Annotated in this window: 11 protein-coding genes and 2 pseudogenes; all 13 read left to right on the top strand. The window is 62.5% G+C overall.

Annotated elements, in window-relative coordinates; genetic code table 11:
• Position 1 precedes the first annotated feature (1 nt).
• Positions 2-2,117, top strand: a pseudogene (locus ABIA45_RS19340) (ParB/RepB/Spo0J family partition protein).
• A gap of 185 nt (positions 2,118-2,302) precedes the next feature.
• Complete coding sequence (locus ABIA45_RS19335; RefSeq protein ID WP_404653227.1) at positions 2,303-6,619, top strand: strawberry notch-like NTP hydrolase domain-containing protein; 4,317 nt, start codon at positions 2,303-2,305, stop codon at positions 6,617-6,619.
• Positions 6,619-7,680 (top strand): toprim domain-containing protein, encoded by a 1,062-nt coding sequence (locus ABIA45_RS19330; RefSeq protein WP_225123856.1) that lies wholly within the window; start codon positions 6,619-6,621, stop codon positions 7,678-7,680. Before ABIA45_RS19335 ends, ABIA45_RS19330 begins: the two co-directional genes overlap by 1 nt.
• Positions 7,681-8,008: 328 nt before the next feature.
• Entirely contained in the window at positions 8,009-8,932 is a 924-nt protein-coding gene (locus ABIA45_RS19325; protein WP_404653226.1) for a DUF2493 domain-containing protein, read from the top strand.
• Positions 8,933-8,971: 39 nt separating this feature from the next.
• Entirely contained in the window at positions 8,972-9,523 is a 552-nt protein-coding gene (locus tag ABIA45_RS19320) for a hypothetical protein (RefSeq protein WP_404653225.1), read from the top strand.
• A gap of 218 nt (positions 9,524-9,741) precedes the next feature.
• Positions 9,742-9,870 carry a hypothetical protein gene (locus tag ABIA45_RS19315; RefSeq protein WP_276573232.1) on the top strand — a complete coding sequence of 43 codons (129 nt, stop codon included), beginning with the start codon at positions 9,742-9,744 and terminating at the stop codon, positions 9,868-9,870.
• Positions 9,871-10,096: 226 nt separating this feature from the next.
• Positions 10,097-10,417, top strand: coding sequence for a DUF736 domain-containing protein (locus tag ABIA45_RS19310; protein WP_225123859.1), 321 nt, complete (start codon positions 10,097-10,099; stop codon positions 10,415-10,417).
• Positions 10,418-10,488: 71 nt separating this feature from the next.
• A pseudogene (locus tag ABIA45_RS19305) lies at positions 10,489-10,603 on the top strand (DUF736 family protein); the annotation flags it as partial.
• A gap of 869 nt (positions 10,604-11,472) precedes the next feature.
• On the top strand, positions 11,473-11,754 hold the full coding sequence (locus ABIA45_RS19300; RefSeq protein WP_225123860.1) for an AlpA family transcriptional regulator: 282 nt from the start codon (positions 11,473-11,475) through the stop codon (positions 11,752-11,754).
• A gap of 16 nt (positions 11,755-11,770) precedes the next feature.
• Positions 11,771-12,952 carry a replication initiator protein A gene (locus tag ABIA45_RS19295; protein ID WP_404653224.1) on the top strand — a complete coding sequence of 394 codons (1,182 nt, stop codon included), beginning with the start codon at positions 11,771-11,773 and terminating at the stop codon, positions 12,950-12,952.
• Positions 12,949-13,413 (top strand): DUF2840 domain-containing protein, encoded by a 465-nt coding sequence (locus ABIA45_RS19290; protein WP_404653222.1) that lies wholly within the window; start codon positions 12,949-12,951, stop codon positions 13,411-13,413. The genes ABIA45_RS19295 and ABIA45_RS19290 overlap by 4 nt, the downstream gene beginning before the upstream one ends.
• A complete protein-coding gene (locus ABIA45_RS19285) occupies positions 13,410-13,922 on the top strand; it encodes a S26 family signal peptidase (RefSeq protein ID WP_225123863.1) in 513 nt (170 codons plus the stop codon). The genes ABIA45_RS19290 and ABIA45_RS19285 overlap by 4 nt, the downstream gene beginning before the upstream one ends.
• On the top strand, positions 13,922-14,755 hold the full coding sequence (locus ABIA45_RS19280; RefSeq protein WP_404653220.1) for a lytic transglycosylase domain-containing protein: 834 nt from the start codon (positions 13,922-13,924) through the stop codon (positions 14,753-14,755). Before ABIA45_RS19285 ends, ABIA45_RS19280 begins: the two co-directional genes overlap by 1 nt.
• The last annotated feature ends 228 nt before the right edge of the window (positions 14,756-14,983 follow it).

The raw sequence follows: 14,983 nt of genomic DNA, 5'->3' as shown, positions 1-14,983 counted from the left end.
AATGACGAAAGCCGTACAAAAGATCACGCTGTCGCCTTCCCGGGACATCCCCTTCAACAAGCTCGTGCTCAGCCAGTCGAACGTTCGCCGCGTCAAGGCCGGTGTCTCGATCGAGCAGCTAGCCGAGAGCATCGCGCAGCGTACGCTTCTGCAAAGTCTGAGTGTCCGGGCCGTTGTTGATGCAGATGGCAACGAGACCCACATGTTCGAGGTGCCAGCGGGCGGCAGGCGCTATCGCGCTCTCGAGGTCCTGGTGAAACAAAAACGCATGTCAAAAACGCAGGCGGTGCCGTGCGTCGTGCGTGAAGGGGGCATTGCCGCGGACGATTCGGTGGCGGAGAACGATGAGCGGGTGGTCTGCATCCGCTCGATCAGTTTCGGGCTTTCCAGACCCTCCGCGATCTCGGCATGAGCGAGGAAGACATTGCCGCCCGGCACTTCGTGAACCCTGCGATCGTGAAGCAGCGGCTGCGGCTGGCGTCGGTGTCGCCGAAGCTGCATGACGTCTATGCCGAAGACGGCATGACGCTCGAGCAGCTCATGGCGTTTTCGGTCACGGCCGACCACGCCCGCCAGGAGCAAGTCTGGGAGAACGTCAGCCGTTCCGGTTATGACGAGCCATACCAGATCCGCCGCAAGCTCACCGAGAATACCGTACGCGGGTCCGATCGCCGGGCCCAGTTTGTGGGCCTCGATGCCTATCAGCACGCGGGTGGCGGCGTTCTGCGGGACCTGTTCGAGCCCGACGGCGGCGGCTGGCTCCAGGACGCCGTGTTGCTCGACCGCCTCGTAACCGAAAAGCTCAAGGCCGAAGCTGAGACCATAGCCGCCGAAGGCTGGAAGTGGATCTCAATAGCCGTAGAGTTCCCGTACGGTCACACTCAAGGCCTACGAGAAATCGAAGGAAAACCTGTGGATCTCGCGCCTGAGGAGCAGGCCACTATCGATGCCCTGAATATCGAGCAAGCCAAGCTTGAAGCCGATTATCAGGATGCGGACGAGTTGCCCGACGAGGTCGATCAGCGTCTCGGCGAAATCGAGGTGGCACTGGCGGCATTCGAAGACCGGCCGATGCTTTACGAACCGACGGAGATCGCCCGAGCGGGTGTCTTCATCAGCATCGATTCCGAAGGACGCCTCTCGGTGGACCGGGGTTACGTCCGGCCAGAGGATGAGGTGCCGGCAACCGATTGTGACGTCGTGCGGGGCGTCGATGCGTCGTCGACCGAAGGCCAAGAAGAGGGCTCTTCCGTCCAGCGCACGTCATCGCGGTCTCGGGCAGTGCCCCTGATGCTGAAGAAGACGACGAGGACGCGGCCAGACCTCTGCCGGATCGGCTGATCATCGAGCTGACGGCGCATCGTACGTTGGCATTGCGGGATGCGCTCGCCGAAAATCCTGCGGTCGCGTTCCAGGCAGTGCTGCATAACTTCGTCCTGACGGCCTTTTACCGGTTTGCATCGTCCGGGAGCTGTCTTGAGATCGGCCTTCGCACGCCGAATTTTCCCGCTCAAGCTCCGGGGCTGCGAGAAAGCGTCTCAGCCAAGGCTGTCGAGGCGCGGCATGAGGCCTGGAAGGCACGGTTGCCGAAGAGCGAGAACGACCTCTGGGATGCACTGACGGCTCTCGATGGTGGTGCACAGGCATCGCTGTTCGCCCACTGCGCGTCATTCGCGGTCAACGCCGTCTATGAACCGGCCAACCGCTACAATCAGGGCCGTGTCTCCGCTCACGGTGTCAGCAAGCGTCTTGACCAGGCTGATGTGCTGGCGCGCGCGGTCGGGCTTGACATGGTGCAGGCTGGCTGGCGACCGACCATCGCCAACTATTTCGGCCGGGTCACCAAGCCCCATATTCTGGAGGCGGTGCGGGAAGCCAAGGGCGAGTCGTCGGCGCAACTGATCGATCATCTGAAGAAGGGCGATAGGGCCAAGGAGGCCGAGCGCCTTCTGGATGGCTCGGGCTGGTTACCGGAGCCGCTGCGTCTCGTCGATCCCGGCCCGTCTTCGGTGGATCCGGAAGGTGAGGCGGGCCCACTGCCCGAATTCCTTGCCGACGACGAGGATCCGGAGAACGGCGGCGAGGAAGATCCGCAGCAGCTCGACGCGGCTGAGTGAAATCACAGAGCGGGACGGCTCCGGCCGTCGCGCGGTTGCTTGGGGACCGGTGCGCAGCGCTGGTCCCCATTTTTATGGGGAACGGCTGAGAGTGAGAGTCGGGCCGGGAAGGGTTTGAGCCGTCGGGGTCAAAGGAGAGCGCCTGATGGTTCGACCCGTTCCTGCTCTCCGAAAGAAATCCTGCCATGACCGAATCTCTTGCTGGCGCTGTCGCCGCGCCGCTCTCGATGCGTGCTGCTGCAAGTCTTACCTCCGCCGCCGTCAGGGCCACGCGACAGCTGCTGACCGAACTCGAACGCGGCCGGCGCATCGATGCAGCTGTTCTGCGTAGCGCCATGGAGGCTGCCTTCGGCGCCTCCGACGCGGCCGGCGCCTGGAACTGGAAGACCGCCTATGACGTCTGCGAGGCGGTAACTGTTCTGTTCCTTCGCAAGTTCGGCCCGGCGATGCGTGCCAAGGCTGGCTCGACGGCCGCCATGCTGCCGATGATCGTGCGAGTGGCTGGCCTTCTGCCGACACATACGCGGCGGTCGGAGGACAGCCAGGCATTTCAGCAATTCTCGACGCCGATCCCGCTCGGACTGGTCGCATGCACGGCAGCCGGCATTACTCCTGCCGATCGCGTTCTGGAGCCTTCCGCGGGGACGGGCTTGCTCGCGGTCTTTGCAGAGCTCGCCGGGGGTGCCTTGGTGTTGAACGAGTTGGCCCATACCCGGGCGGGGTTGCTCGAGCAGCTCTTCGCCAACGTTAAAGTCACGCGGTTTGACGCAGCTCAGATCGATGATCACCTCGATGCGGGTGTCGTACCAAGCGTCGTCCTAATGAACCCGCCGTTCTCCGCGGTCGCGAATGTCGATCGACGGATGACGGATGCGGCTCTCCGTCACATCACTTCAGCGCTCGCGCGTCTCTGCGACGGTGGGCGCCTCGTCGCCATCGCTGGTGCAAGCTTCGCGCCGGATAACCCGACATGGCGAGATGCCTTTGTTCGCCTCCAGGAACGCGGGCGCGTGGTGTTTTCCGCCGCCGTCGATGGCGCCGTTTACGCCAAGCACGGTACTCAGACGGACACAAGGCTGCTTGTGATCGACAAGCTGCCCGCTGCCGATCCGACGGCTTTTCCTGCCTCGCCAGGCATGGCGGCCGATGTCGCTACCTTGCTTGGCTGGGTGAATCTGCATGTGCCTCCAAGGCGGCCCGTCGCCACGCCATCGGAGATCGTTGTTATCGGGCGGCCTACGATGTCGCGATCGGTCAGCGCCGTTGCACCACGCATATCGTCCACTTCGAGAGACGCCGCGCCAGTAAGCACAGAACTGATCTATGAGACGGTCGAATGGTCCGCGCCGGAAGGCGCCCGGCTGACCGATGCGCTTTATGAGGAATACGGACTACAGTCGATCCGCATTCCCGGATCGTGCGCACATCCGACCAAGCTCGTGCAGTCTGCGGCGATGGCGTCCGTTGCGCCACCGAAGCCATCCTATTGTCCGCACCTGCCGGCCAATGTCATGAACGACGGTGTTCTGTCGGATGCTCAGCTGGAGAGCGTGATCTATGCCGGTGAGGCGCATTCCGAGTTTCTAGCGGGCTTCTGGACGGTCGACGCGACGTTTGATGTTGTGGCCGCCGCGCGCGACGACGCAGAGGATGCCGTCCGCTTTCGTCGCGGCTGGTTCTTGGGTGATGGCACTGGCGCGGGCAAGGGGCGGCAGGTCGCGGGGATCCTGCTCGACAACTGGCTCAAGGGCCGTCGTCGTGCGGTCTGGATCAGCAAGTCCGACAAGCTGATCGAGGACGCGCAGCGCGATTGGTCCGCGCTCGGCATGGAGCGGCTGCTTGTTACGCCTCTGTCGCGGTTTCGTCAGGGTACCCCGATCCGGCTTTCGGAAGGCGTCCTATTTACCACCTACGCCACGCTACGGACCGACGAGCGTGGCGGAAAGCTTTCGCGCGTCAGGCAGATCGTCGAATGGTTGGGCTCGGACTTCGACGGAGTGATCATCTTCGACGAGAGCCACGCCATGCAGAATGCGGTCGGGGGCAAGGGCGAGCGCGGCGATCAGGCGGCCTCTCAGCAGGGGCGCGCGGGCTTGAGGCTTCAGCATGCCTTGCCGAATGCACGCGTGGTTTATGTGTCGGCGACGGGCGCCACCACGGTTCATAACCTCGCTTATGCCCAACGCCTCGGCCTTTGGGGCGGCGCCGACTTTCCGTTCGCCACCCGCGCCGAGTTCGTCGAAGCAATCGAGGAGGGCGGCGTCGCGGCCATGGAGGTGCTGGCGCGCGACCTCAAGGCGCTCGGACTCTACGCGGCCCGCTCGCTGTCTTACGAGGGCGTCGAGTACGACTTGGTGGAGCACCAGCTTACGCCGGAGCAGGTTCGCATTTACGACGCCTATGCCGGTGCGTTCAGCATCATTCACAACAATCTCGACGCCGCGATGCGGGCGGCCAACATTACCGGCGAAACCGGAACGCTGAACGGGCAGGCAAAATCCGCGGCGCGATCCGCCTTCGAGAGCACCAAACAGCGCTTCTTCAGCCATCTGCTGACCTCGATGAAGACGCCGTCGCTCATCCGATCGATCGACCGCGATCTCGACGCCGGCCATGCCGCTGTCATCCAGATTGTCTCAACGGGCGAAGCGCTGATGGAGCGCCGGCTCGCCGAGATCCCGACCGAAGACTGGGGCGACGTCCAGGTCGATATCACCCCGCGCGAGTATGTGCTCGACTATCTCGCCCATTCCTTCCCGGTCCAGCTCTATGAGCCCTTCACCGACTCCGAAGGCAATCTCTGCTCCCGGCCTGTCTATCGCGACGGCCAGCCGGTCGAGAGCCGGGAAGCCGTCGCGCGGCGCGACCGCCTCATCGACAAACTAGCCTCGCTGCCTCCGGTACCTGGCCCGCTGGATCAAATCGTCCAGCGCTTCGGCACCGACATGGTCGCCGAAGTGACCGGCCGCTCGCGCCGCGTCGTCCGCAGGGGCGACCGCCTGGTGGTCGAAAACCGCGCCGGTTCGGTCAATCTCGCTGAGACCTCGGTCTTCATGGACGACGTCAAGCGCATCCTCGTGTTCTCCGACGCAGGCGGCACGGGCAGGAGCTACCACGCCGAACTCTCGGCCCGGAATCGCCGCTTGCGGGTTCATTACCTGTTCGAGCCCGGATGGAAGGCGGATGCTGCGATCCAGGGGCTCGGCCGGACCAACCGTACCCACCAGGCACAGCCGCCCCTGTTCCGGCCCATCGCGACCGACGTAAAGGCCGAAAAGCGCTTTCTCAGCACCATTGCCCGGCGGCTCGACACATTGGGGGCCATCACGCGCGGCCAGCGCCAGACCGGAGGGCAGGGGCTGTTCCGGCCCGAGGACAATCTCGAAAGTCAGTACGGGCGCGATGCTTTGCGTCAACTCTACATGCTGCTGGTGCGAGGCAAGGTCGGCAGCTGCTCGCTCGAGAAGTTCGAGGATGCAACCGGCCTGAAGCTGACAGATGCCAATGGGCTCAGGGACGACCTGCCGCCAATCACGACTTTCCTGAACAGGTTGTTGGCGCTCACCATCGACCTGCAGAATGTCCTGTTCACTGCCTTCGAGCAGCTCTTGACCGCTCGGATCGAGGGCGCTGTTGCGTCGGGCACCTATGACCTCGGGCTGGAAACGCTCCGCGCCGAAAGCTTTGTCGTCAGCGAACGGCGAACGATCTATGTCCATCCGCGCACAGGCGCCGAGACGCGGCTACTCACCATCGTCCAGCGCCAGCGTAACCATCCTGTTGGTTTGGACGACGCCCTTGCTCGTCTTTCCGATCATGCGGTCCTGCTGATCAACGAGCGCTCGGGTCGGGCCGCCGTGCAGGTTCCGGCCTCGAGCATCATGCTCGACGACGGCGAGATCGAGCGCCGCGTCCGCCTGATCCGGCCTATGGAGCAGCACCACGTCCCCTTGAACATGATGCTGGAGAGCCATTGGGTCGAAGCGGATCGCGAAGGTTTTGCCGCGGCCTGGATGGCTGAGCTTGCCGAGGTGCCTGAGTTCACGGAAAGCGCGATCCACGTCGTTGCGGGATTGCTGCTACCGATCTGGAAACGGTTGCCGAACGAATCGACTCGTGTTTATCGGCTCCAGACCGACGCGGGCGAACGCGTCATTGGCCGCAAGGTTTCTGTCGCGTGGGTCGCGAACGCCATCTCGGCGGACGCGCCCACGCTGTCGCCGGACGCTGCCTTTGCCGCGGTGATGGAGGGACGTACCGTCCTCGACCTCGCGGAGGGGCTCCAGCTTCGCCGCGCCCGGGTGATGGGCGCATGCCGCATCGAGCTGTCGGGATTCAACGACACGATGCGTGATCGCCTCCGCGCTTACGGTCTTTTTGGAGAGATCATCTCCTGGAAGCTGCGGATGTTCGTGCCCACGGACGCAAGCGGCATCGGGATTCTGACAAAGGTACTCGACACCTATCCGGTCGCGCGCGTCAGTGAGCGGGAAGTCGCGTGATGTTCCCCGACACCGCCGAACTGGCACGCCGCCTCGCGCGCGAGGCCGAGGCCGTGTGCCGATACTATCTCTCCAATGGTAAGCGGGCGGGGCGATACTGGGTGGTCGGAGACGTCCGCAACACGCCGGGCCGCTCGATGTTCGTGCGGCTTCAGGAATCATCGAAGGGCCCCGCCGGCAAGTGGACTGACGCTGCGACCGGCGAACATGGTGACCTCCTCGACATCATCCGCGAATGCCGGGGTTTGCGCGATTTCAGCGAGGTCACCGGGGAAGCGAGGCGGTTTCTGAAGCTGCCTCGTCCTGAGCCGCAGCTGGTCTCGAAACCTGTTCGTTCGGTGGTGCCCGCCGGATCGCAGCAAGCCGCGCGTCGGCTCTTTGCGATATCCAGCCCGATCGAGGGGACGGTAGCCGAGACGTATTTGCAGCGCCGCGGCATAGCCCGCATCTACCATGGTGGCAGCCTGCGCTTCCACCCTCGTTGCTACTATCGACCGAATGAACATTCGCCGACCGAAACCTGGCCGGCGATGATTGCCGGCGTCACGGACCTCGAGGGGCGGATCACCGGCGTGCACCGAACTTGGCTCGACCCAGACGGCTTTGATCGAATTCGTCTCGGCAAGGCTCCCATCGACACGCCACGACGGGCCATGGGCGACCTGCTCGGCAACGCCGTTCGCTTCGGCGTAGCGGACGACGTGCTCGCCGCGGGCGAGGGGATCGAGACCATGCTGTCATTGCGCTGCGTGCTGCCGACTATGCCTATGGCGGCTGCTCTTTCCGCAAATCACCTTTCGGCCATGGTGCTGCCGGCTGGCCTGCGTCGGCTCTATATCGCCCGGGACGACGATGCAGCCGGAGATGCCGTACTGGCGACCCTCAGCCAGCGCGCGGCAGACGCCGGCATTGAAGCGATCGCGCTGTCGCCCCGGCTAGGTGATTTCAACGAAGACCTGCACATCTTTGGTCTTGAGACGCTCCGAGCAGAGTTGCGGCTTCAACTCGTACCAGAGGACGTCGTCCGTTTCCTGCACTTGTCGACGGTGGCCGCAGAATAGGCCGGTGCTTCGATCGACGTTGATAGGTCGGTCACCACGAGGCCATTGCCGGATGAGGACGCGACCTCGGCCTTCTAGAGGGCGATCGAACGGCAACCGGACCGGGCCGGCAATGGCTACGTCCGGCTATTTTCCGCCGCGCGCCGACGATGAGCAGACACAACAGCCATCAAACCGGCGCGCTTTGCATCGCGAAGCAAAATAGCCGGCCTCCGCCATCCTCCGCTGCCGCTTCGGCCCTTGCGGGTTCTGGCCCGCTCCGCCCGCCGTCTGAGTGATCGCCACGAAGGCCGCGATGGGCGCGGCCGAACCGGCAAAGGGTCCTCCAATGACCGACCACGACGACATCGAAGCGGCGCACACCTCCTCTCCAACTGACCATGTCCTCACTGAACTACAGCTCTTCGGCTACCGTCCCTTCGACGAGCAGCCTGACCCACGACCGCTTCCCGAGGGCAAGATGATCGCTGGCGCCGTTGCTGATGTCTTCGACGCCCTGGTCGCGACGTTGAGCGACACGCCGCTCGAGCCGGACCTTAATGATCTGCTCTGGTCGACCGTCAACCTGTTCCATCGCGCCGTTGACCGCATCCAACGCCATCTCGACGAGAACGAACAAGCGCAGCAAAAGAGCCAGCGCGAGCAGAATGGGTCTGAGGTTCGATCGGTCGAACTCGAGCGCTTGACGTCCGAAGGTATCACTTTGATCGAGCGCCGCAACTGCCTGGAGCTCTTCCGCGACCAGGCCATCGAACGCTTCGAGACGCACACCGGCTCGCCCTGGCGCCCTCGATCGGGATCGCTCGTGAACCACCGCACGCTGACCGCAGCAATGATCGACTCTCGCGACTTCATCGCAGCCAAGCGTCGCGCTGAAACTGAGGTCTTGTTGCCGCCAGGACCGAAGATTGCACTCACCGGCGGGCTCGACTTCAATGATCACCATCTCATCTGGGACCGCCTCGACAAGGTCCACGCCAAGCATTCCGACATGGTGCTAATCCATGGCGGCTCGCCCAAAGGTGCGGAGCTTATCGCCTCCAAATGGGCGACCAATCGCAGAGTGCCTCAGATCGCATTCAAGCCTGACTGGACAAAGCACGCCAAGGCAGCACCGTTCAAGCGCAACGACGCCATGCTCGAACTCCTGCCGATCGGCGTCATGCACTTCCCGGGCACGGGAATCCAGGACAACCTGGTGGACAAAGCGAAGCGCCTCGGCATTCCCGTCTGGAGGTTCGGCGGCGCGTGAGCGCCGTCTTCTCGCCTCCAGACGCTAAAGCGGAGTTGCATGCGCCGCAACTCCGCCTCGTTTCGGCTCCAGATTGAAAAACTGCGCCGTGGTGGTGGTGGAAGGCGCGACCGTCAGATCTATGCATATGGAGCCACCACCATGCTTGCCCTTGGGCTTGTTCTCAACACATTCGGCATCGGCTTGTTCTGCTGGGCGATCTTTGTGCTCGCTGTGTACGCCTTGCCGTTTTTCGTCGCACTCAGTATCGGGATGACAGCGTTTCAGAATGGTGCCGGCGTGGTCGGTGCGCTGCTTGCCGGAACGGCCGGTGGCGCGTTGACGCTTGCCTTCGGTCAGGCCGCCGTCGCCATTACTCGGTCCTTGACCTTGCGCATAGCCATCGCGACGGCATTTGCTATTCCCGCCGCCGTTGCCGGCTATCATGTGGTGTTCGCCGGGTCCCAGATCGGGGTGCCTTCGTTGGCTTGGCGTGAGCTCTTCGCTTGCCTGGGCGCGGTTTGCATTGCCGTCACGTCATGGACGCGCTTGATCGTTCTGGTGGAGGCCCGCCCGTTCGAGCCGGATGGGGTGGTGGAAAGTCCGTCCTAACCAGTTCTTACGGCCGGAAGGCCCGATGTCCGTTTACCGCCTTAAGTCGAACAGGTTGGCGTGGATCGGCGCGATGAACGGGGGATGATCGAGATCTGACGCGGGAGAGGCAGCCCTTCTCGGAGCTCCTCGATCAAGCCGTCGGCATTTCGGTCTGCCCACGCAGCCGCGGCGGAGCGGGGTTGCCTCGATTCGTTCTTGGGAGACGATACCGCCCTTTGCAGCAGATTGTTTCTCTTTCTGCGCTGAACCGTTTCGACCTCTTGTTCATCAAGCCCGAGATCGCCAACGCTTCTCCAGAGATTGTGGTTCAGCACGCGACGCACGTGGCCTCGTTGATGGCTTGATCTGGCCGAAGACCGGCTTCGCCTCGATCGTCTGAGCCGCAACGCCGTTGATGCGACTTTCTTCCCCTGGGCTTCGCCCATTCCTCGCGAGACAAGAAAGTCGCCACAACGACGTCCTCCGCTGCGCTCCGGCCCGCGGGCGGGTGCGTCGCCGATCGTCTTCGGCCTGCAGATCGCCATCGAGGCCGCGGTGGTCGCGGGCTCGAAACACAACAGGAGAAGTGACATGGCTAACATCGGTTCCTTCAAGAAGGTCGGCAACGATTTCCAGGGCGAGATCGTCACCCTGAGCCTGCAGGCCAAGGGCGTCCGCATCGTCGCAGAGACCAACCGCTCCAACGACAACGCTCCCAGCCACCGCATCTACGTGGGCCGAGCCGAGATCGGGGCCGCCTGGTCGAAGCGCTCCGAGGAGGGGCGAGACTACCTCTCGCTCAAGCTCGACGATCCTTCCTTCAACGCTCCGATCTATGCGAACCTGTTCGATGACGAGGGCGGTGAAGGCTACACCCTCCTCTGGTCGCGGCCGCGAAAGAACGGCGACTAGGAGCGCCCCACCAAGCCCCGTCCGGTCCGCCGGGCGGGGCCTTCGCGGCTGGCCTGAGGCAGCTTGCGATTTACCTCTCGGTCAAGCTCGACGATCCGAACTTACCGGCCCCGATCTAACGCCTCGCTCGTGAAGATCGAAGGCGGCGAGGGCTTCACCCTGATTTGGTCCCGCCGCAACGGCGACTTGTCCCTCCGCGATCACCAGCCGGCTCCCCGGAGGCGAGCCCGAATCCAGCGGGTATGAGTTTGTTTACTGTCGATTTTAGACGGGAATCTCAAGGTACTCAAATGTCGCCCCGGCGGCTGCCCCATATACTTCTTGAACATTGCCGAGAAGGCAGCGAGGGATTCATATCCGAATTGTTCGGCCAACGCATTGATAGGGACGCAGGATCGCACTTCCTTCAACGCCACACCAACTGGAACTATTGGACCCGTCTGCCGAACGTCATTCCTCTCTCACGTTCAACCTGGCGACGCAAACTTTGTTTGCTCATCACGACGACCTCTGCTCAATCGGCGTGTGTTCATCGGTTTCCGGGTTCTTCGAGCATGATGTAGGCGATCCGCTTCAGCGACGGATCCGCCGGCATTGCCACATAGAGGCAATCCATTGTCGCTTCGCTCAATTCTCAATCGGCAAGTCGGCAACGCGGGAATGTCGAGTCCCCGCCGCGTAGTTACCTCCAAGATCGTGAAGATGAACCAAAAGAGAAGCCTGGCGATCAGTCCCGCCGTTTACTCTCGATGAAATGGGCTTCAGGATAGGCTCAAGTTCGGCGAACGTCGTGTTACCAATTGCAAATCCGCGCAAATTTTCCTGCACGATTTCCTTGCCGAGTAGTTCTCGAACTCGCTTCTCCAATCCTCGAGGCAAAAACAGAAGCAGCTGCTGCTCCTGCGGTCCCGGCGCAGGGAGTAGCGCAGGCCCCGAGGGTGCCGAAAATCGTACCCCCAACATTCGGCATCCCCTCCGAGGTCTTGCTCCTCCATGATGACCGCACACACGCCGGCCTAGCCAAGCGTAGTGCGCTGTCCTCTTGGAGTTCTCAAATGCCCGATCCGATGGCCGGTCTTCCCCCGCGATTCCTGCGTACACCTGAGGCCGCGCGCTATCTTGGCCTGTCCGGTCGCACGCTCGAGAAGCACCGCACGTACGGTACTGGACCGACGTATCGGAAGATCGGCGGACGTGTTGTCTACGCCGTCGATGACCTGAAAGCGTGGGCCGATCTTGGCTCCAAAAAGTCAACGTCAGACCCTGGGAAGGGCACTGTGCTGCCGGCCAAGAAGCATCCGGCCCTGCGTCCCTACGCGGGTCAGGAACGTCGCTGATATCAGCGTGAGAGCAGTGACTATGCGGCGCAAACACCATTCAGAGCGCGAGCAGCTTGAGCTCTTTCGGGCGCTACCCGGTGATCTCGCGCCGCGCGATGCGCAGGATCTGATGGCCTATCCGTTCTTCTCGCTCGCAAAGACCAAGCGGATTGTGCCGATCGATTTTCGTACCGGTGCGATCTCAATTCGTGTCGAAGCTGTTCCGGAACACGGCATGGCGACCATTTGGGATGCAGACGTTCTGATTTGGGCAGCATCTCAGATCATCGAAGCCCGTGACGCAAGCTTGCAGACCTCGCGCCTGATGGCTGCAACGCCTTACGAGATTTTGACGTTAGTGGGCCGCGGCACCAGCGCACGTGACTATGACCGCCTGAAGGGTGGTCTTGGCAGACTTCAGTCAACGACCGTGCTGACGTCGATCCGTCAGCCGGCAGAACGACGGCGACACCGCTTCTCCTGGATCAACGAATGGAAGGAGAGGGCCGATGCAAACGGTCGTCCATTTGGGATCGAGCTGATCCTGCCGGATTGGTTCTATGCTGGCGTCATCGATGAAGCGCTCGTGCTGACGATCGATCGCGCCTATTTCGATCTGACGGGCGAACTTGAGCGGTGGCTTTACCGCCTCGTGCGCAAGCACGGCGGCCACCAGGATGGCGGCTGGAGCTTTGACCTTGTGCAACTCCATGCCAAGTCCGGCATCCTCTCGCAGCTCAAGCATTTTGCTTACGACGTTCGTCAGATCGTCCAGCGCCAGACACAGCCCGGCTATCAGCTCGTGCTCACGCGCGATCCTGATGGCACCGAGCGGCTGAACTTCGCGCCTAAGCCTGTCGATCCCTTGACGGCACGCACTGCGCCGGCGCGGTCTCATTCGAAATTCGGAGGACAACCTGTGAATCAGCTCATGCTATCGGGGACCGCAACTCTCGTGCTATCGGGGACCCGATCCTCGTGCTATCAGGGACCGGAATCGAGCTTAAGAGGCTGTTTCTTCGCGCTTTCCGGCCGCTCTAACTCTACTAACCAGAAATCCTTCGGGTTTCTTCTAACGCACCAGGCCGAAAACCTCGTTCGAGGCGATTGGCAGCCGCAGGCCGCCAGTCCTGTTTGGCTCTGCAAGTCGCATACGCTTTTCGCCGAACCCAATGCTCACGGCTGCCAACTCCAGCGTCAGGGAGCCGCGGCATGAGCGATCTCACGGAAGTGGAAGTTCTGTGGCTCGAGAAGCGCATTGAAAACCGCGTTCGGTTCGGTCGCATTGTCAAAGAAAGGAAGCTCGATCGCCATCGGCGGGTCCTGTCATTTGCTCCCGGCAGCATCTTTGCCTTCGTTCGATGGACCTCCAACGACTTTGGCACAATCATTTCGCGGATCGACATCTTGCGCGCGGTCGCTCCGGGACAGCGCTGCTCGACCGTCCCTTATGTGACACCCGGCGGAGAGATTTTGCTGCGTCTGTCCGGCTGGCCGAAGGTCGAGCGCGTGCTGCAAATGACCGATGCCGTTGAGGCACTCGGCCTCGATCCAGCTGACGTCGCTCCTGATCACTGGCATCACGTTCATAACCGCCTGTCCGTCAACGAAAACCCGCGCCCGTATACGAAAGCGCGCCATCTGGCTTGGCTCCATCGTCAAAGGGTAGTGCGATGACGGGCCGCCTGATGATGCTGGCCGTGACGATTGGGATCCCTGCTGCGCTCACCGCGACGATCGTCCTGGAGCCGCTTCCGCTTTACGTCTGGAACGCATCCGCGAGCGTGCCGATCGGTCTCTACCGCCTCCGGCCGGCGGACCAGTTCCAAGTCACTGAATTGGTCGCCGTGCAGCCGCCGGAACCGCTCGCGACCTTCTTCGACCTGAATGGCTATTTGCCCATTGGCGTCCCCATGCTGAAGCGCGTGCTCGCCCTTCCGGGGCAGAGTGTTTGCAGAACCGGCCTCACGATTTCGGTCGACGACATTGCAATGGGCGAGGCAAAGGATCGGGACAGACGAGGCCGGCCGCTGCCGAAATGGCAGGGCTGCCGCGTCGTCGGCGACGGTGAGCTGTTTCTGATGAACTGGCAGTCGGACGACTCTTTTGATGGCCGGTATTTTGGATGTCTTCCGGCATCTAGCGTGATCGGCCGTGCGATACCGGAGTGGACGTGGGAGGAGTGATGGTGCGTATTCAACGTGTTCTCCTCGCCATTCCCGTGTTCGATCGATTGCGGGATCATTCGTCCGTCTCGATCGATGCCGGCAACGACGGTGCGAGCCCGACCGCGTGCTTGAGTCGGTTAAGCAAGCGCGTTTGTGCTGTCGTGCCTCTGGTGCTTCTTCTGACCGCGTGCGACAGTGCTGCTTGGGCCCAGAGCGGATCAGCCGCCCAGCCGGCGATCAATCAGACCGCTCACTCATTTGCCGGCTTCATCAATGAAGCCTCGCAACGCTTTGCGATTGCGCCGAACTGGATCCGGTCAGTTCAAAGCATCGAGAGTGCTGGTGACGTGCACGCCAGATCGCCAAAAGGCGCAATGGGCCTGATGCAAATCATGCCGGCGACTTGGGCGGAACTTCGAGAGCGCTACAATCTCGGGAACGACCCCTACGACCCGCACGACAACATTCTGGCCGGCACGGCGTACTTGCGCGAACTGCTCGATCGGTATGGCTCGCCTGGCGTGTTTGCCGCGTACAACGCGGGACCATCTCGCTATGAAGAGCATCTCGCAGGCGGCTCTCTGCCGGAGGAGACGCGAGCATACGTCGCGAAGCTTGCAAATCTGCTCGCCATCGAACTGCCGCCGAAGTGGACATCCAGCGGACAGTCATCAGCAGCTACGACGCTGTTCGTCACGCGATCCGATCTCATGAAAACGCGCGATCGGCTGCTGTCGCTCATGCCGTCCGGCAGAGTCGCGACCGCAATCTCGGCGCCCGATGTTTCGCCCTTGGTCCCTCGGCCTATTGGCGTGTTCGTCCATCGATCAGCTTCGGGAGCATCGCAATGACCAAGTGTGCTGGTTCGCAAGGTGATGGCGTATGGGCGATGCCTTCGGCCCGCGCTCTACTCGTCGCTTCGCTCCTCACCGAGCCACCCTACGGGTGTCTCGGCCCTTCGGGTAACGATCGCTATCGCACGCGCGCGGAAGGACTGGGGGCTTCGCGAGTTGGCTGCCGAGTCGCGGCGGCTCTTTGGGGAATCGGCGACCGGGAGACCACGACGGCAGGACGGCGAG

It is taken from the genome of Bradyrhizobium sp. USDA 336 (genome assembly GCF_044908355.1).
GTDB classification, from domain to species: domain Bacteria; phylum Pseudomonadota; class Alphaproteobacteria; order Rhizobiales; family Xanthobacteraceae; genus Bradyrhizobium; species Bradyrhizobium yuanmingense.
Note: the sequence above shows the minus strand (reverse complement) of the source record. Positions and strands in the feature narration are given on the sequence as shown.